This window comes from Nostoc sp. UHCC 0302 (assembly GCF_038096175.1).
In the GTDB taxonomy this organism is placed as follows: Bacteria; Cyanobacteriota; Cyanobacteriia; order Cyanobacteriales; family Nostocaceae; genus UHCC-0302.
On the sequence record NZ_CP151099.1, the window covers coordinates 5,322,634 to 5,341,461 of the forward strand.

At 41.8% G+C, this 18,828-nt stretch carries 15 protein-coding genes; 12 read left to right on the forward strand and 3 right to left on the reverse strand.

The window, feature by feature from the left end; genetic code table 11:
• The first annotated feature begins 6 nt into the window (after positions 1 to 6).
• The 3 genes from WKK05_RS23105 to WKK05_RS23115 all read left to right on the forward strand — a co-directional run bounded on the left by WKK05_RS23105 (position 7) and on the right by WKK05_RS23115 (position 2,943).
• Positions 7 to 1,479: an anthranilate synthase component I gene (locus tag WKK05_RS23105; protein ID WP_341525401.1), complete on the forward strand. Its 1,473-nt coding sequence runs from the start codon at positions 7 to 9 to the stop codon at positions 1,477 to 1,479.
• 520 nt (positions 1,480 to 1,999) lie between these two features.
• Entirely contained in the window at positions 2,000 to 2,278 is a 279-nt protein-coding gene (locus tag WKK05_RS23110; RefSeq protein WP_162398612.1) for a transcriptional coactivator PipX, read from the forward strand.
• Positions 2,275 to 2,943, forward strand: a complete 669-nt coding sequence (locus WKK05_RS23115; protein ID WP_341525402.1) for a YggS family pyridoxal phosphate-dependent enzyme — start codon at positions 2,275 to 2,277, stop codon at positions 2,941 to 2,943. The genes WKK05_RS23110 and WKK05_RS23115 overlap by 4 nt, the downstream gene beginning before the upstream one ends.
• A 306-nt stretch (positions 2,944 to 3,249) precedes the next feature.
• Here WKK05_RS23115 and WKK05_RS23120 read toward each other — a convergent pair whose 3' ends face one another.
• Positions 3,250 to 3,375: a hypothetical protein gene (locus tag WKK05_RS23120; RefSeq protein WP_341525403.1), complete on the reverse strand. Its 126-nt coding sequence runs from the start codon at positions 3,373 to 3,375 to the stop codon at positions 3,250 to 3,252.
• 28 nt (positions 3,376 to 3,403) lie between these two features.
• On the opposite strand from WKK05_RS23120, the gene WKK05_RS23125 reads away from it, so the two are divergent.
• The 3 genes from WKK05_RS23125 to WKK05_RS23135 all read left to right on the forward strand — a co-directional run bounded on the left by WKK05_RS23125 (position 3,404) and on the right by WKK05_RS23135 (position 7,893).
• Positions 3,404 to 3,997, forward strand: a complete 594-nt coding sequence (locus tag WKK05_RS23125) for a cell division protein SepF (protein ID WP_341525404.1) — start codon at positions 3,404 to 3,406, stop codon at positions 3,995 to 3,997.
• Positions 3,998 to 4,190: 193 nt separating this feature from the next.
• On the forward strand, positions 4,191 to 5,003 hold the full coding sequence (gene proC, locus WKK05_RS23130) for a pyrroline-5-carboxylate reductase (RefSeq protein WP_341525405.1): 813 nt from the start codon (positions 4,191 to 4,193) through the stop codon (positions 5,001 to 5,003).
• Positions 5,004 to 5,217: 214 nt separating this feature from the next.
• On the forward strand, positions 5,218 to 7,893 hold the full coding sequence (locus WKK05_RS23135; RefSeq protein WP_341525406.1) for an RNA helicase: 2,676 nt from the start codon (positions 5,218 to 5,220) through the stop codon (positions 7,891 to 7,893).
• 231 nt (positions 7,894 to 8,124) lie between these two features.
• Here WKK05_RS23135 and WKK05_RS23140 read toward each other — a convergent pair whose 3' ends face one another.
• Together WKK05_RS23140 and WKK05_RS23145 are read right to left on the reverse strand one after the other, a co-directional pair.
• Positions 8,125 to 8,502: a hypothetical protein gene (locus WKK05_RS23140; protein WP_341525407.1), complete on the reverse strand. Its 378-nt coding sequence runs from the start codon at positions 8,500 to 8,502 to the stop codon at positions 8,125 to 8,127.
• A gap of 244 nt (positions 8,503 to 8,746) precedes the next feature.
• Positions 8,747 to 10,081, reverse strand: a complete 1,335-nt coding sequence (locus WKK05_RS23145; RefSeq protein WP_341525408.1) for an Nramp family divalent metal transporter — start codon at positions 10,079 to 10,081, stop codon at positions 8,747 to 8,749.
• Positions 10,082 to 10,408: 327 nt separating this feature from the next.
• Here WKK05_RS23145 and WKK05_RS23150 point away from each other — a divergent pair, with 327 nt between their 5' ends.
• From WKK05_RS23150 to WKK05_RS23175, 6 genes are all read left to right on the forward strand, one after another.
• A complete protein-coding gene (locus WKK05_RS23150) occupies positions 10,409 to 12,394 on the forward strand; it encodes a heavy metal translocating P-type ATPase (RefSeq protein ID WP_341525409.1) in 1,986 nt (661 codons plus the stop codon).
• A gap of 85 nt (positions 12,395 to 12,479) precedes the next feature.
• Positions 12,480 to 13,154, forward strand: coding sequence for a hypothetical protein (locus tag WKK05_RS23155; protein ID WP_341525411.1), 675 nt, complete (start codon positions 12,480 to 12,482; stop codon positions 13,152 to 13,154).
• Positions 13,155 to 13,366: 212 nt separating this feature from the next.
• Complete coding sequence (locus WKK05_RS23160) at positions 13,367 to 14,353, forward strand: hypothetical protein (protein ID WP_341525412.1); 987 nt, start codon at positions 13,367 to 13,369, stop codon at positions 14,351 to 14,353.
• Positions 14,338 to 15,273: a MoxR family ATPase gene (locus WKK05_RS23165; RefSeq protein WP_341525413.1), complete on the forward strand. Its 936-nt coding sequence runs from the start codon at positions 14,338 to 14,340 to the stop codon at positions 15,271 to 15,273. The genes WKK05_RS23160 and WKK05_RS23165 overlap by 16 nt, the downstream gene beginning before the upstream one ends.
• Complete coding sequence (locus WKK05_RS23170) at positions 15,260 to 16,705, forward strand: hypothetical protein (protein ID WP_341525414.1); 1,446 nt, start codon at positions 15,260 to 15,262, stop codon at positions 16,703 to 16,705. Before WKK05_RS23165 ends, WKK05_RS23170 begins: the two co-directional genes overlap by 14 nt.
• Positions 16,702 to 18,780, forward strand: a complete 2,079-nt coding sequence (locus tag WKK05_RS23175) for a CHASE2 domain-containing protein (protein ID WP_341525415.1) — start codon at positions 16,702 to 16,704, stop codon at positions 18,778 to 18,780. The genes WKK05_RS23170 and WKK05_RS23175 overlap by 4 nt, the downstream gene beginning before the upstream one ends.
• The last annotated feature ends 48 nt before the right edge of the window (positions 18,781 to 18,828 follow it).

An 18,828-nucleotide genomic window follows, 5' to 3' on the forward strand; every position in this document is an offset into this window, starting at 1 on the left:
CACTGTATGAGCAATGCTTGGTATTGGCGATCGCTACCCCTCGAAAATCGCACAGGTTCTGAAGTTTTTGCTGCCCTCTTTCGCTCCAAAACTCCACAGGGAATTGCGACCTTACTCGAAAGTCCCTATCCAACACCCATTGATCATCCTCAACTCAGTCGATATTCTATCTGTGCAGGCGCTCCTCGCATAGTCGGTGGTGTTCCACAAATGTGGATACCGCCAATAGGTCAAATTCTCCCTTTCTTAGAAAAGTTACTCAAGAAAAATCCCCCCCTCTCTCCGTCTTCTTCTCTTCCATTCACAGGCGGTTGGCTAGGATGGCTAGGCTATGACACAGCTTGGGAAATTGAGCAGTTACCCCAGTGGAAAATTGATCCCCTGCCTTTTCCTGTAGCGTTTTGGTACGAACCAGATTGTTTTGCGATTTTAGATCATGTACAACAAACTCTTTGGCTAGCCGCCAGTGATCGAAATGGGCTAGATGAGTTACAAGAAAAACTGGAGAACAGACAAGGGGACAAAGAACAAAAAATTTTTGTTTCTCCCTCTCTCCTCGTCCCCCCTTCCTCTTCTCCTCAGTTCTGTACTTCGCAAGTAGATTATGAAACCGCAGTAAACCAAGCAAAAAAATACATACAAGCTGGAGAAATTTTTCAGGCGAATCTTTCGTTGCGATTTCAAGCTTCTACAGCCGCTTCTGGTTGGGCAATTTATCAAGCTTTGCAGAAAATCAATCCTTCTCCTTTTGCCAGCTATTGGCAGACACCTTGGGGAGAAGTGATCAGTTGTTCACCAGAACGTTTGGTGTTACTGCAAAATGGACAAGCTGAAACCCGACCGATCGCCGGCACGCGATCGCGCGGTGCAACCCCAGAACAAGATAGCCAACTAGCACAAGATTTACTCAGCAATACCAAAGAACGTGCAGAACATATCATGCTGGTTGATTTGGAACGCAATGATTTGGGGCGAGTTTGTGAATGGGGAACAGTAAGCGTAGATGAATTACTGACAATTGAGCGATACAGCCATGTAATGCATCTTGCCAGTAACGTCAAAGGTAGATTGAGAAGCGATTACAATGCCATCGATTTGATTCGCGCCATGTTTCCTGGTGGCACAATTACAGGGTGTCCCAAAGTCCGCTGTATGGAAATTATTGAAGAACTAGAACCTGTACGCCGCAGTTTATTCTACGGTTCCTGCGGCTATTTAGATTGGCGCGGAAATTTAGACTTAAATATCTTAATCCGCACCCTGCTATTAGCACCAGCCTCGGAAGAAGCAAGGGGGCAGGTGAGCAGGGGAGATAAGGAGAATATATTAACAACTCAAGACTCAGCACTTAACACCGTCTGGGGACAAGTTGGAGCAGGAATTGTTGCTGACAGCAATCCTGAGAGAGAATGGTATGAATCTCTGCACAAAGCTCAAGCACAACTGGCAGCACTAAAAATGCTCAGTAGTGAATTCTGAGACAACCCTGCCAATCCCCATTAACCCTAATCCCCAGTTTCACAGTTTAATTTTGCGCCATTAAGCGACAATTGTGGCAGTATTGAGGAAAGTCGGAGCGTTGGCTTTTTTCTTTGGTAAGATTACAGGGTGTTTTCCCTTGCCACGCAGAACTTTCAATCAGAGGGTAGGGACTGTTCTGTTCCTTGTGCTGACAAGTAGGTGAGTTTAAGCCACTTAGCCCAAATTGCGATCGCTTCTTCAGATTCTGTTACCTATTCACTTTTCAACAAGTCTTTTTTATCAGAAAAAGCTGGGCAACATCTGAATCATCGCCTCTTTTGTACCGTTATCCCTCGCTCTCACTAGATTCATCTGCCAATTAAGAATTAGATCAAGGTCTGCAAAACCGTCATCAAACGGTACAAGTTTGTTAATTTCGCATTTTCAGCAAATATTCTGGCACAAGGAAGTCATTCTCATCGGAATGTTTGTACTTAACTGCGAAAAGATATATATATACTCCTACCTTGACTGTTAAATGAATCCAGAAAACTCAGAGACTTACATCAATCATCCAACTTGGGGTTTGCTTTACAGAATCTGTATGGTTGATGAAAACCAAGATTTGTTCACAACACTTTATGCCCAACGCTTATTTTTCTTGGTTGCAAATGACGTTAAAGGTATTAAATTTCAGCCAATAGGACGTACAGAGGCTAGAATGATGCTGGAAAATCGCTTACGTACCTTACGTCGCACTGGACAGTCTCAGGAGTACGATCAGCTTCAGAGTGTTTTCCAACGCACCTTCCAATGAGTAGTTCGATTAACGAACGTATTACCACTATTCGCTCCTCACTTCCACCTTCAGTCAGGTTGATTGCTGTTAGCAAGAAAGTTCCTGCTGAAGCAATTCGCTCTGCCTATGCCGCCGGAATTCGTGATTTCGGTGAGAGTCGTATCCAAGAAGCTGCCAGTAAACAAGCCGAGTTGCAAGATTTATCGGATATTACCTGGCACTTTATTGGACATTTGCAAGGGAATAAAGCCAGGAAAGCCATTGAACAGTTTGATTGGATTCACTCTGTAGATAATTTGAAGCTAGCACAGCGCTTAAATGAATTGGCTTCCCAACTAGGGGCCAGTCCTCAGATTTGCTTGCAAGTGAAAATTCTCCCTGATCCTAGCAAGTCGGGTTGGAGTATCCCAGAACTATTAGCTGACTTACCTACGCTCAATCAATACAAAAGTTTACAAATTCAGGGTTTGATGACAATTCCTCCTTTGGGATTGAATGATCAGGAAATACTCAATCTGTTTAACCGAAATCGGGAATTGGCACAAGAAATCCAAGAACAAAACTGGTCACACATTCAAATGCAGCAGCTTTCAATGGGTATGTCAGGAGATTATCAACTGGCAGTACAAGCTGGTGCAACGATGGTAAGATTGGGAACAATCTTGTTTGGCGATCGCTATTAAGTATATTTAACATCTCTCTGCCGATTGAATATCAAGTACAAACAGAAGCAGTGAGGGTGTGATTAAGAACAATATCGTTTGGTGATTGCTTTTAAAATATATGGGTCATCTGCCTTTTGCTCAGTATCAATTGAGCAAGGGATTTAATGGAAAAAATTTTTTAATGGACTGGTGCAATCAGAGACAAAGGATATAGTATTGACAAGAGCGATCGCCAAGTAAAAATGGGCTAAAAAGAGCTTTCCTTTGAACAATACTTAGGATATAATCTTGACTCATTATTCCGTTTGAGTAATCTACAGACATTTATAAAAATGTCCGTTTATTGCAAAAACCTGTAATATAAGCTACTAACAGCAACATCATAGCTGAGTAATCCGCCCATGTAGCGATCGCAGCTGGCTTGGCGGAGTTTATAGCTAGGTCAGTCAACTTTCTTCGCACCAGGAGAGTACCCTAAATGAACAACATATTTTCTAAACTCCGAGACTTTGTAGGTCTAAATGAGCAGGTAGAGTACGAATATTACGAAGAAGAACCAGATACAGATAGTTACCAAAATCTATATCAGCAAGAGAATCCCCAAGTAGCACCCCAAGAAAGCTCGGCTCAAAATCGGCGGTGGCGTGAACCCGCACCTACAATGGGAGACGAGATAGCAGCAGGATCAAAACCAATGGGGAATGTGATTGGTATGCCAGGAGCAATTAACGGAATTTCGGAAGTATTGGTACTAGAACCGCGCACATTTGAAGAAATGCCCCAAGCCATTCAAGCATTGCGGGAGCGGAAATCGGTAGTATTAAATTTGACAATTATGGATCCCGATCAAGCCCAGCGGGCAGTAGATTTTGTAGCGGGTGGAACTTACGCATTAGATGGACATCAAGAACGCATTGGCGAGAGCATCTTTTTGTTTACACCAAGCTGTGTGCAAGTTAGCACCCAAGGTGGAGTTCTTCATGAAGTACCACAACCACCAACACGTCCCTCTCGCACCACAGCGCCAAATCAACAAACTTGGGGCAACGAACCCAACCGCATGGCACAATAAAGTTAAATTAGTCAATAGTCAAGAGTCAAAAGTCAAAAGTAAGCCAGTGCAGCGGGCAAGTTCCTAAAGCAATCTCTCTAAATCGGCAAACCCACTCAATTTACCTGTCGGCATCAAGCAACTGGTAAACCCATAAGGGTAAAGAACTCTGGACTCTTGACTGTTGACTCTTGACTTATTGACTATGTAATAAATGACTATTAAATTTGGTTTAATTGGGGGTGGGGTAATGGGAGAATCGCTATTATCCCGCCTTATTGCGCGTGAAATTTATCACCCATCAGAAGTCATAGTCAGCGAACCTCTATCAGCACGTCAGGGTTTTTTTCAGCAGCAATACGACGTAACCGTGACAGCAGATAATCGCTTGGTTTTCGAGCAAGCAAAGGAAGTTGTCTTTTTGGCAGTGAAACCGCAGGTGTTTAGTGCGATCGCTCAAGAATTAGCAGATATCATCACTACAGAACACTCACCCCTAGTCATTTCCATTTTGGCAGGCGTACCTTTAAGTCAGCTAGAAGCTGCCTTTGTACAATTACCAGTGATTAGGGCAATGCCAAATACTCCAGCAACCGTGGGAGCAGGAATCACTGCGATTTCTTTAGGTGCGTACACCAACGTCAAGCATCACCAAATAGCACAGCAAGTTTTTTCAGCTGTCGGGGAAGTTGTGGAAGTTTCAGAAACGCTGATGGATGCGGTAACAGGACTATCTGGTAGTGGTCCGGCTTATGTGGCACTACTAGTAGAAGCACTTGCTGATGGAGGGGTAGCTTCAGGTTTACCCAGAAGCATTGCCAATCAACTAGCCTTGCAAACTGTACTCGGAACAGCGAAGTTATTAGAAGAAACCAAAATCCATCCAGCAGAACTCAAAGATCGTGTTACCAGTCCTGGCGGTACAACAATTGCGGGCATTGCCCAGCTAGAACGAGCAGGGTTTCGTTCAGCTTTAATTGAAGCAGTAAAAGCAGCAACAGCGCGATCGCAGGAGTTGGGGAAATGAGGGACTGGGGACTGGTGACTGGTGATTAGGGACTAGGGACTAGGAGGAAAATAGAGATAGGGGAGATGAGGGAGAACAACTAATGAATATAATATCCAGTACCCAGTACCCAGTCCCCAATACCCAATACCCAGTACCCAATCCCCAATCCCCCTAACGAAGTTGACAAAAGACTCGTTAATATAGTAAACAATCTGGTTGCAAATGTGATTGAGTGAATTATCCTGCGCCTTCTCCAGAACTTGACTTAGGGTCGATATTTCCCTTTGAACTGGATCAATTCCAGAAAGATGCGATCGCGTCCCTGAACGCTGGACGCTCTGTTGTTGTTTGTGCGCCCACAGGTTCGGGTAAAACATTAGTAGGAGAATACGCTATCTACCGCGCCCTAGCGCGAAGAAAACGCGTGTTTTATACTACTCCCCTTAAGGCGCTGTCGAATCAAAAATTACGTGATTTTCGAGAGAAATTCGGAATGGATCAGGTCGGACTGTTAACTGGAGATGCCTCCATTAACAGAGATGCACCAATATTGGTGATGACCACAGAAATTTTCCGAAATATGCTCTACGGTACACCTATTGGGCAAATCGGCATCTCATTGGTAGACGTTGAAGCGGTGGTGTTGGATGAATGCCACTACATGAACGATCGCCAACGGGGGACAGTTTGGGAAGAATCAATTATTTATTGCCCTCGTGAGGTTCAACTGGCAGCCCTTTCGGCAACAGTTGCCAACAGCGATCAACTTACTGATTGGCTAAATCAGGTTCACGGCCCAACTGACCTGATTTATTCTGATTTCCGCCCAGTACCCTTGGAATTCCACTTTTGTAATCCCAAAGGTCTATTTCCGCTACTGAATGATAGCAAAACCAAAATTAACCCCCGCCTTCAGAAGAAGAGAGGGAGAGGGGGAGATGGAGAGAGGGGGAGAGGTGGTAGACCAGAAGCCCCTGGAATAATTTATACTCTCAGTCAGTTACAGCAGCGGGATATGCTCCCCGCAATTTACTTTATCTTCAGCCGCCGGGGATGTGATAAAGCGGTGGCAGAAGTGGGTGATTTATGGCTGGTAAATAATGATGAGTCACAAATATTGCGGCGGCAGATTGATGACTTTCTAGCCCGCAATCCGGAAGCAGGGCGTTCTGGTCAAATTGCACCCCTGTATCGAGGAATCGCCGCACACCACGCTGGAATTTTGCCTGCGTGGAAAGTCTTGGTAGAAGAACTATTTCAGCAGGGGCTGATTAAGGTAGTATTCGCCACAGAGACGCTGGCAGCAGGAATTAATATGCCTGCCCGGACAACAGTAATTTCTACCCTTTCTAAACGTACCGACACCGGACATCGCCTATTAAACGCTTCTGAATTCCTGCAAATGGCCGGAAGGGCAGGTCGCCGAGGGATGGATAAACAAGGTCATGTCGTCACAGTACAAACGCCTTTTGAAGGGGCGAAAGAAGCAGCGTATTTAGCAACATCCAAACCTGATCCCTTGGTGAGCCAGTTTACGCCTAGTTATGGGATGGTACTCAACTTACTACAAACCCACACGCTGGAGCAAACCAGGGAACTGATAGAACGCAGCTTTGGGCAGTACATGGCAACCTTACATCTCAGACCCAATTACGAGGAGATTGCCGAACTCAAAGCCCAGTTAGCCCTGTTACAAGAGCAAATCGCCGCCGTTGATGAAAATGAACTGGCTGTATATGAAAAATTACGCCAACGTCTGAAAGTCGAACGTCAAATCCTGAAAACTCTACAAGAGCAAGCGCAGGAAGACCGACAAGAAGAAATGGTGATGATGTTGGGCTTTGCAGTTTCGGGAACCTTGTTGAGTCTCAAAGGTAAAAACATCACTGTACCTACACCTATAACAGCAGTGTTAGTAGGAAAAACACCAGGTTCAGGTCAAGCTCCCTACTTAGTATGCTTGGGTGGCGATAACCGCTGGTATGTTGCCACAACAGCGGATGTGGTCGATTTGTATGCCCAACTACCGCGAGTTGACGTACCACCTGACGTCCTACCACCACCGGAAATGCCCTTGAAGCCGGGTCAGTCGCGACGTGGTACTGAAGAAACATTTGCGATCGCAGGGTGCATTCCTGAGCCAGGAGAGCCTCTCCATCTGCCACCAGAAGTAGCAGAGCAACTCAGTCGCGTTACCGCCGTCCAGGAGCAATTAGAAACTCATCCTTTACATCAATCAGGCAATGCTGCAACGATATTTAAGCGCCGGGCGCGTTATATCGAACTAGAAGCCGAACTCGAAGAATCACAAGGTCAAATAGAGCAACAATCTCAACGGCATTGGGAAGAGTTTCTGAGTCTAATTGAAATTTTGCAACACTTTGGCTGTTTGGATAACTTAATACCTACAGAATTAGGGCGAATCGCTGCGGCAATTCGGGGTGAGAATGAATTGTGGCTAGGTTTAGTATTTGCCAGTGGTGAATTGAATAACTTAGATCCGCACCATTTAGCAGCAGCAGCAGCGGCTTTGGTAACAGAAACCCCCCGTCCAGATAGTAAAGTTAATTTCGATCTCAGCAATGAAGTGGCAGAAGCTTTAGCAAAATTGCGGGGAATTCGTCGTCAGATGTTCCAATTACAACGGCGCTATAATGTGGCGCTGCCTATATGGTTGGAATTTGAATTAATTGCCCTAGTAGAACAGTGGGCATTAGGAGTGGAATGGACAGAAATTTGCGAAAATACTAGTTTGGACGAAGGTGATGTAGTCAGAATTTTACGCCGGACATTAGATTTATTATCGCAAATACCTCATGTTCCGCATTTGCCGGAATCTTTTCAACGTAATGCCTATCGGGCGATGCAGTTGATTGATAGATTCCCAGTCAATGAAGTAGTTGAATAAATAGGTTAGATCAAACCTATATAAGACAGGTTAATATATTCTCATTTTTGCAAAAGCTGATTTTTGTGAGGGGTTTGTAGTCTTATTTCTACCAACCACCTCACTAATAAATTTACTTTTGAGCTAATAGAAGTACATGGTTAAAAATGCTTTAGTTGGTTTTGTAGACGTTATACGCGTATTTTTTAAATCTAGTATAAGTTATGCGATCGCTTAAAACGAACGCATAATTTAGTACACCAAATTTCCCGTACCGCGTAGCTGCCGTAATGAATTTATACAATACGGACAATCACATTTAAATATCCTAATAGCAGCATCACTTTCTTCGTCGGTAAAGTTCAACATTGCAACATTCTCATCTGATACTGATGTCACAACGGTTGCTGAACGCGCTGAGGAAGTATACGGGCGCACTCTTTCTGAATCTCGAATGCAGACAAAATCTGTTCCACCGTGGGGATTAGTGATACAAGTACGACCGTCTTGTGTATGCATTAATCGCTGAGTAATATTAGCGTGGGCAGGACTAAATATACCCAGCGTAGACATCAGAGAGGCAAAAATTGTGGAATTGGAAAGCAAACCAAGTACTAATTTTTTGTTCATAGGTTTCCTGAAAAGATGTACCTGAACGCTTAGGCTATCTCATTAATTGTTTCAGGTCAAGTGAAGTCTATCAGGAGTACTAACTAGATAAACATAAATAAATTAAAGTTTATAGTTACGCTGTCTTCGAAGATAGCGCAAACTACGAATTACAAATATCTTCTAATTTTAAATTGTCTTTAAAACACCCTCTGAAACTTATTACTGAATGATAATCATAACCAGATTAATTACAATGGTATAATTAGGAACTAGCAGACAACCAGCCACTTATAGTTTGCACTAACAGCCAAGCATTTAAACTGGCGATCGCAATTGCCACTAACCAAGATAAAACTTTCAACCACAAAGGATTGACAAACTCACCCATTAAGTGATGATTACTAGTAAACATTACCAAAGGAATCACCGCAAATGACAACTGTAAACTCAAGACAATTTGACTGAAAATTAGTAAACTGCTTGTACTTTTTTCACCAAAAAATATAATTGAAATCAATGCTGGAATAATTGCAATTAGCCTCGTTACTAACCGACGCAACCAAGGTTTTAAACGCAGATTTAGAAAACCTTCCATGACAATTTGTCCGGCTAAAGTTGCCGTCAAAGTTGAACTTTGTCCGGAAGCAAGTAATGCTAAACCAAAAATTGCACTTGCAGCATTCACCCCCAATAAGGGAGAGAGCAATTTATAAGCATCTTGAATTTCTGCTACATCCTGATGTCCAGAATAATGAAAAGTGGCAGCAGCAACAATCAAAATTGCTGAGTTGATAAACAATGCAAAGCATAAAGCAACTGTAGAATCGATAGTACAAAACTTAATTGCTTCCCATTTCTTATCAGATGTTGGTTCCCAATCTCGTGTCTGCACAATTGAAGAGTGCAAATATAAATTGTGTGGCATGACTGTTGCCCCTAAAATGCCAATGGCAATGTAAAGCATTGCTGGATTTTGCACAATTTCTATTTTGGGAACATAACCTAATAAAATTCCACCAACATCAGGACGGGAAAAGATAATTTCTGCTGTAAAGCAGATACCTACAGTTGCTACTAACATAATTACCAAGGCTTCTGTATAACGGAAACCTTTGTGTTGTAGTAGCAATAATACAATTACATCCAATGCAGTGATGCAGACACCCCAAGTCAAGGGAATGCCAAACAGTAGTTGCAGTGCGATCGCACTTCCTAAAACTTCTGCCAAGTCACAAGCTGCGATCGCTATTTCACAAAGTAGCCATAAGCAGAAGTTCACACCCGGACTGAAGTAATCTCGGCAAGCTTGCGCTAAATCTCGCCCCGTCGCAACTCCCAACCGGACACACAGCGCTTGGATTAAAATCGCCATCAAGTTGGAAAGCATAATTACCGTTAGCAGTGCATAACCGAATTCTGCACCTCCAGCCAAGTCAGTCGCCCAGTTACCAGGGTCTATATATCCCACTGAAACAAGATATCCTGGCCCTGCAAAAGCCAGCATCTTACGCCAGAAGCTTTTGGTGGTAGGAACTCTTATGCTGCGATGAACTTCAGACAGGCTGGGCTTTCTGGAGGGATTTTCTCGAAAAGGCATTTGCTTACGCTCTTATTTTTCATAATTTTCTCATAATTTACTAAAACATTAAGAAATAGTAGTCGAATTCACAATCTTATAAATCTTAAACTTCACTAAAAAATCCTAAATCTTCATATCGATAGAGATTCTCGTTCTTAAATTAAGTAGCAGACATAAATAAACTAAAGTTTGTAATTTCTGCTTGAACACTCAAGCGCAAACTACCAGCGCTAAGTGTTTTGAGTTTTATTATGTCTATTTATTTATTAACTTGCAAAAACTTATTTTTTTTACTATTTTTAAATAAACTCTCCTGCATAAAATAATTTCCTACCCTCAAAAAAAATGAAGCGGAAAATACATTCAGAATCTACCAATTGTTGTAGCTGTGAACATGAAAATTATGAGAATCATAACCATGACCATAATCATAGCCATGACGAGAATCATAACCATGACCACGGTGAAGAATTCAATCTAAAAAAAGAAGTGTTTTCTTTGGTTGTAATTTTAATTTTGTATGTGTCGGGTATAATTTCTGAAGCACAATTACATAATACCCTCTACTCTATAGGTGAATATTTGCTTTTTATTCCAGCCTATCTTTTAAGTGGATGGAGTGTTTTAAAAACTGCGGGACGGAATATAGTTAGAGGGAAAGTATTTGACGAAACATTTTTAATGACAGTAGCGACACTGGGAGCGATCGCCATTCATAAATTACCCGAAGCTGTGGGGGTAATGTTGTTTTATAAAATTGGCGAATTATTCCAAGATATTGCCGTTAATCGTTCTCGCAGTTCCATTAAAGCTTTATTAGAAGTACGCCCAGACTATGCCAATATCAAGACAGAGACAGGACTAAATAGAGTATCACCTGAAGCTGTAAAAATTGATGATATTATCTTCGTAAAACCTGGAGAAAAGATTCCGTTAGATGGCGAAATAATCGAAGGAAATTCACAAGTTGATGCATCTGCTTTAACTGGAGAATCTGTACCGCGAACTGTAAGAGTTGGGGAAACAGTTTTGGCTGGGATGTTGAATAAAATAGGAGTTCTAACAATTAAAGTAACAAAACTTTTTGATGAATCCTCCATAGCTAAAATTTTAGACTTAGTACAGAATGCTCGGAGCAAAAAAGCAGAAACAGAAAAATTTATTACTATATTTGCTAGATATTACACACCAGTAGTAGTTTTTGTATCTTTAGCAATTGCAATATTACCTCCTTTATTAATTCCTGGGGCAACCTCTTCAGAATGGGTTTATCGGGCTTTGATATTATTAGTGATTTCTTGTCCATGCGGATTAGTTATTAGTATTCCATTAGGTTATTTTGGAGGAATTGGAGGTGCTGCTAAGCGCGGTATTTTAATTAAAGGCTCTACATTTTTAGATACTTTAACTAAAGTAAATACAGTTGTTTTTGACAAAACTGGTACATTGACAAAAGGAACATTTAAAGTAACACAAATTGTCCCAAGTAATAGTGATTTTAATCAATACGATTTACTGACATTAGCTGCCAAAATAGAATCACACTCAAATCATCCTATTGCTCAATCTATCCGTGATGCTTATGGACAAAGTATAGATGTATCTGTAGTCAGAGATTACGAGGAGATTGCAGGTTATGGAATCAAAGCTAATGTAGATAATAAGCTAGTGTTAGCAGGAAGCGATCGCCTATTACATAAAGAAAACATTGCTCATGAAACTTGCAATGTAGAGGGAACAGTTGTCCATTTAGCAGTTGATAGGATTTACGCTGGTTATATTGTAATTGCAGATGAGTTAAAAGAAGATGCAAGAGAAGCTATTCAAGCATTAAAACGAATTGGTGTAGAGAAAACAGTAATGTTGACAGGAGATAATCAAGCGATCGCTTCTCGTATTGCTCTACAACTTGGTATCGATGATTACGAAGCAGAGTTATTACCAGAAGAAAAAGTTAGCGTTATTGAAAAGTTACTTCATACCCCTGGAAAACATGGTAAAGTCGCCTTCATTGGTGATGGTATTAATGATGCTCCAGTAATTGCTAGAGCCGACGTTGGTATGGCAATGGGCGGTTTAGGTTCAGATGCAGCAATAGAAACTGCCGATATTGTCATCATGACAGATGCACCGTCAAAAGTAGCAGAAGCAATACAGATTGCTAAAAAAACTCATAGAATAGTTTGGCAAAACATTGCTTTTGCTTTAGGTATTAAAAGTATATTTATTGCATTAAGCATTTTTGGTATAGCAACAATGTGGGAAGCTGTGTTTGCCGATGTTGGTGTAGCCCTGCTAGCGATTTTTAACGCAACTAGAGTGATGAAATAATATTGGAAATCAGAAATTGGTAATTGTGGAATTGTAGAAGCTAAAAATGAGGAGGAATTAATTTAAAACTCCTCATTCATATTTTATGAAACCATCAATCAAATGTATCACTACGGCTTCATTAGCTTTGCTGTTGAACTACTTAGCTACACCAGCAATTGCACTACCACAGAAAATCGCTCATCCCGTTACCGTCGCTAAATCGCAACCGTCAACAGATACCTTAATTATTCCTGGTGAGCGAGTTGGGCCGATAACACGCAACACCGGCAAGCAAGATTTAGTAAAGCTATTCGGTGCATCCCGCCTCGTTGATAAAACCATTTCAGGTGCTGAAGGAATAGGTAGTTTTGCAGCCACACAGGTAAATTTAAATCAAGGGCGATCGCTCTTAGTAGTTTGGACTGATAAAACTCGTACTAAACCGCTAGATGTGCGTAACCTGGGTTCTGCATGGAAAACCCGCGAAGGTATTGGTATCGGAACGCCATTGAGCGAGTTACGCCAGAAATTAGGCAACTTTAAACTTTTCGGATTGGCGTGGGACTACGGTGGCACTATTTTATTAGAGACTAGCCGATTATCTCGCTATCAGGGGAAACTCATCTTGCGAGTAAATGCAGCACCAAACGCTGCTGAGAAATATCCTAATGATTATCGAGCAGTGTCTGGAGACAGCACTTTTTCCTCCAGCAATCCCCACTGGAAACCTTTGGGAATCAGGCTAGCAGAAGTAATCGTTGTACTTAATCCAAGTTAGTAGTGGTAAGCTGCTGGATAAAGGCGAACTTTAGAGACGACATTTTTATACTTAGTTCTGGAACTGGTAAATTTCTGATAGAAGAAATTATATAAGTTGTATCTAGCGACAAATTATGTTTCAGCTAATGAAACGTAACGTAATTAACCAGATTACTGCGTCAACCTGGATATTCGTCTTGAGTAAAGATTATTGGCTCAAAAAGTAATTGAATGTCCTCCGAGCAGCATCTACAGCACAAAAGCCATGCATTACAAGAACATTATGACCTAGTAGCTCAGAAGCTAAAAAGGTTACGGCACGATTATGCGATCGCCACAGATACTCTCATTCACTTCCAACTAGAAAAGCAAATTGAACAAACTGAAGCTGAATTCAACGAATTAGCTCAGCAATTGGATGAATTGGAACGTGCTTTATCTAGCGGACGAGTGTATCGTGCTTTGTTAAAGCTGGGTTATCGAGAGCAAGCGCGAGCATTCCGACGGTTAATCGAGACTCATTCAATAGGAGCCTTTCTGATTCACGGTTCACTTTACTATGGTCAACGCTGGTTATTGAATCGGTTAGTAGTACAACATCTTCCCCACATTATGACGGGAAAGATTATACGAATTGAACTCAGTCGTATTGCTCGGAGGAGCGATAGCGCTGCTTTATGGCGTGAACTTGGTGGTAGGGTTGGTCTAGGTAGGCAAAGCTCAATCCCTGAAATTGCCGAACGAGTTTATCAATGGTGGCGAACTCAGAATGTTCTGTTAATTTTTTACGATGTAGATTGCCTTTCGCAAACTTTTCTGCACGAACTAATTCAGGAATTCTGGTTACCATTAGCAACTAAAGTCCAGGAAGCTACTCTGTCAGCTAGTCAATTTAAGTTATTAATGTTCCTTATTGATTATGAGGGCTGTGTAGGTAATTGGAGTCTTCCTTTTGTAGAACGGCTTGACTCAACCTGGAAGCCAGATAACCCTGTGAAACTGCCTGAGATTACCGAATTTTCTGAAGATGAATTAACCAACTGGTTAGAGTATGCAGCGGACGAACTACCTACTAAACTAATAGACCAGTTAGATGAAACAGTACAAACCATACTGAAAAACAGTGATAATGGCATACCAGAACCCGCCTTGGGAGAAATTTGTCACCTCTCTGGCTGTAATTGGTATGAAGAAGAGGAAAAATGGCTGAGGTTGTAGGCAGACAATTCTTGGAATATACAGGTAAAAGACAGCCCAAAGTAGGAGAAAAAGGGGCAAATGGACAGTTATTAAATCCCTATTTGCCTAATCCTGAACTGGTTGAAGCAGTCAACTTGGCTATTTACTTGGAACGACCATTATTGCTAAAGGGAGAACCAGGATGCGGTAAAACTCTGCTAGCAAGTGCAGTTGCTTACGATCTGGGTTTGAATTTAGAAGCTTGGTATGTCAAGTCTACCAGCAGGGCAAAAGATGGTTTATATAACTACGATGCCGTTGGACGATTGCGAGATGCCCAGCTAGCTGCTTCTGGTCGCTTGACAGCAGAACAAATCCAGCGAATCGATAACCCAACAGCTTATGTACGCTGGGGGCCTTTAGGACGGGCATTTCAGCAAGAAAATCGCACCGTTGTACTAATTGATGAAATTGATAAAGCTGATATTGACTTTCCCAACGACCTGCTATTGGAATTAGATGAACGAAGGTTTGTTGTTGAGGAAACAGGTCAGGAGATTGAAGCCAAGGCAGCACCAATCGTTTTGATTACGAGCAATGATGAAAAAGATTTACCAGATGCTTTCTTGCGTCGGTGCTTATTTCATTATGTTGAATTTCCCAGTCGTGAGCGGTTGATACAAATTATTAACGCTCTGTTTCCCACTTCACCCCAACCTTTGGTAGACAAAGCCATAGTTCGCTTCTTACTACTGCGAGAAGAAATGCGAAAAGATAAAGGGGAGGCAGGTAAAAAGGTAAGCACCAGCGAATTAATTGACTGGTTTCGCGTCCTGCGTCGCTATCCCCAAGATGAGGCTTTAGCAAAACTGGATGGCAAAATTCCATTTGGCGGTGTGTTGCTTAAAAGTTGGGATGACCATATCCGTTATTTGAGACAAAGCCGTGGACGTGAATGATTTGCCTCTACTGGAACTCTTTACTAAACTGCGTGAGGCTGGTTTGCCACTCGGTATTGACGAGTATCAGTTAGTTTTGCAAGCCATGCAAGCTGGCTTTGGAATTAATGACCAAGCTGCTTTGAAGCGTTTGTGTCAAACTTTGTGGATTAAATCTACAGAGGAAATGCAGTTATTTGAGTATCATTTTGAGCAAGTGATTGGCAGTAAGACTATCTTGGCAACCTCGCCAATATTGGCCATGACAACTCGGCAGCGTCAGCTTTCTCAAATAACTCGCTATCTAGCTTTAGCAGGAGCTTGTATTATAGGAGCTGGAATTATTTGGGGGATAACAAGCAGAAATCAAAATCAGACTCCCAAAAATTCAGCGATTCAATTTCAAACGCCTGAATCAAACAATCCAACTCCAACTCCAGAGACTAATCCTAATCCCACTTCAACACCAAAGACAAATCAAACCCAAAGCCAGAATAATTGGAAAGCGATCGCCCTATTTATAACTCTAGGTTTTCAAGTAGTTGCAGTAGGGTTAGCTTCCGGATCTGTCTTAACTACTATATATACAATTATTAGATGGCTTACTCAGCGACTATCTAAACAAAGAGCCAGTGATGATAACTCCCTTCTCCAAGTAACTACAGGTACACCCACTTCAGATATCTCTTTAAATTTGACTCAAGTAATTGAAGATGAAGTGCAAGTCGCTCAGGTAGTTTTGCAAGCAACCAGCAGGAACGACCAAACTTCTTATAACCAATTTCTTCTTTCTTTCGACTACCTACCTGTAACTCAACGGCAGATGAAGCAGATGTGGCGGCACTTGCGCCGGATGATCCGGGAAGGAGTGCCAACTGAATTGGATGTGGAAGCAACAATTAAACAAATTGGACATCAAGGCACTTTTCTAGAACCTGTAATCGTACCGCATCGGGTGAACCGAACTGAACTGTTATTACTGATTGACCAAGATGGCTCGATGGTGCCGTTTCATTCCTTATCACAACGATTGGTAGAAACTGCTCTTCGAGGAGGACGCTTAGGAAGATCCAATATCTATTACTTTCATAACTGTCCAGTAGAATATCTTTACCAAGACCCTCATCATCAACAAGCTGAACTGATTCAAAATGTTTTAGGGCAATTGCGTCAAGAACGAACTGTTGTACTTATCTTTAGTGATGCGGGTGCTGCTCGTGGTGATTTTAATCCAGAACGTATTGATTTAACTGGGGTATTTGTGAAACAACTCAAGCAATATGTTCGCTATATTGCATGGCTCAATCCAATGCCGCGATCGCGTTGGCTTGGCACTACAGCTGGAGAAATTGCCCATTTAATTCCGATGTATGAAGTCAACCGCCGAGGTATGCAGAACGCAATTGATGTCTTGCGCGGACGCTCTGCGAGCTTTCAGGAGCGGATAAAATGAGTAAAATAAAACCTGAAATGGCTAACCGACGAATTGAGTCTTTTAAAAAACGTTTCGGAAAAGCTCACTTATATTTGGCTTATCATGCGGCTTTTCCCTTAGCGCTCACACCCGATTTATTATATCGTTTGTGGGCTAATTTTCAGCGGGATATTCAGGGCCAAGCGCTAGGTATTCCTTGGGTAGGTGTATCGGATCTACTGCTTTCTAGCCTATGTGACGAAGTTGGGCATGAACTCTACGAGATGGATTTAGCAATACGAAAGCAACTGCTTAAATCCTTGAAGGAAGATCCAGATTTTGGTAAGCAGCGATTTAATGAACTGGCTAACTTTCTACTCGATTACATCCACCCACAACTTTGTAACGACGATCCTGATATTCAAGACCTTGCCCAAGCTCAACGATGGACTGCGTTAGCTTATGTACTTCCTAGTGAAGCAGCTCGCGAACTAGCATTGACTTTATCAAACTTGAACCAAAATCAAGAAAAAGCAGAACTATTACGATTTGCCTCATTAGTAGAGACAGTTGCCGAACCATTAGCAGAATTTGAGTCATTATTAATATACACCCGTGGAATAGCAAGCTTTATCCGTGGTGATTTAGAAAGCGCAACAACTCAGTTTGCAAAAGTTCCTATTTATCAAAATAAAATCCAGTTTGCTGGAATAGATTTACTCATTCCCAAAGAAATTATCAAAATAACAGGGCATTCTATAAATGGCATTAGCACGTCGAAAAAACAAAAAACTCCGACTTCAATTATTAAAACATTTAGTAGCCAAGTATCAAGTAGACAAAAGTTAATTAACAATCGCGAAACTCCATCTAGTAAATTTAACTTTAGCAGACTAATTTTTATAAGTTTGCTTATAACAGGTTTAGTTGCAGGAATTAGATGGTTGGGAATACTGCAAAGTACAGAAATTTTAGCCTTTGACCAGATGATGCGATCGCGTCCCAACGAGGGAACTGATCCTCGCTTGCTAATAGTAACAATTGATGATAATGACATAGCAAATCAACGACAAAATGGCGAGATTTTAAAAGGAGCTTCCATCTCTGACAAATCTCTCAATAAACTACTAGCAAAACTGAATCAATACCAACCCCGCGCGATCGGTCTAGATGTCTCTCGTGATTTTCCTGCCGAACAGCAAGATTTAATTACTCGTCTTCAGCAGACTGATAACTTAATTGGAGTATGTCAGGGGAGTCTTACAACAGCAAACACTAAAGGTAATGAGCCACCACCAGAAATCTCAAACGAAAATTTAGGATTCAACGATTTTATTTACGATCATGATGGTGTTGTACGTCGGCAACTCCTATTCATGAACCAGGAAGCTACATCATTATGTCCTGCTTCCTATTCGCTCAGCCTACAGCTTGCCTCACTCTATTTGCAACCTTTAGGAATTGAACCAAAATTCACCCCACAAGGAAATTTGCAGCTTGGTAATACTATTTTACCGACTCTCAATTCTCGTGCTAGTGGCTATCAAGGTATTGATGCTAATGGCGGTCAAATATTACTTAACTACCGTTCCTCAAAGCAGGTAGCTGAACAGATAACGTTAACGCAGTTTCTATCGAGTTCAGTTAACCCTAGCGCTATCAAAGACCGGATTGTTCTGATTGGTGTGGTGGCAAAAGGAGATTCTTCCAAGCAGTTAGATAAGTCTAATAGAACTCAATTAAACAAAGAAATATCAGGAGTGCTGGTAGATGCACACATGGTTAGCCAAATCCTCAGCGCCGTTCTAGATAAGCGTCCTTTGTTGCAGGTTTGGTCACTGTGGGTTGAGGTTGTCTGGATTTGGGGCTGGTCTCTGGCCGGGGGGTTGCTAGCATGGCGGTTTCAGCATCTACTCTATCTCGCCTTGGCAGGCGGAATAGCGATCGCAGTTCTGTATTTAGTCTGCTTAGGTCTATTAATCTCAGGTGTTTGGGTGCCGTTTGTTCCAGCAGTAATAGGCTTAGTAATTACTGGCGGAAGCATAATGTTCGTAAGGCTTCAACCTCTACCAGCTAATCAAATAATTATCTCGCAAGAAGAAACTATGAAATAATCTGTTTAAATAAGTACACAAGCTAGGTAAAGCGCGTGACCTCTGCAC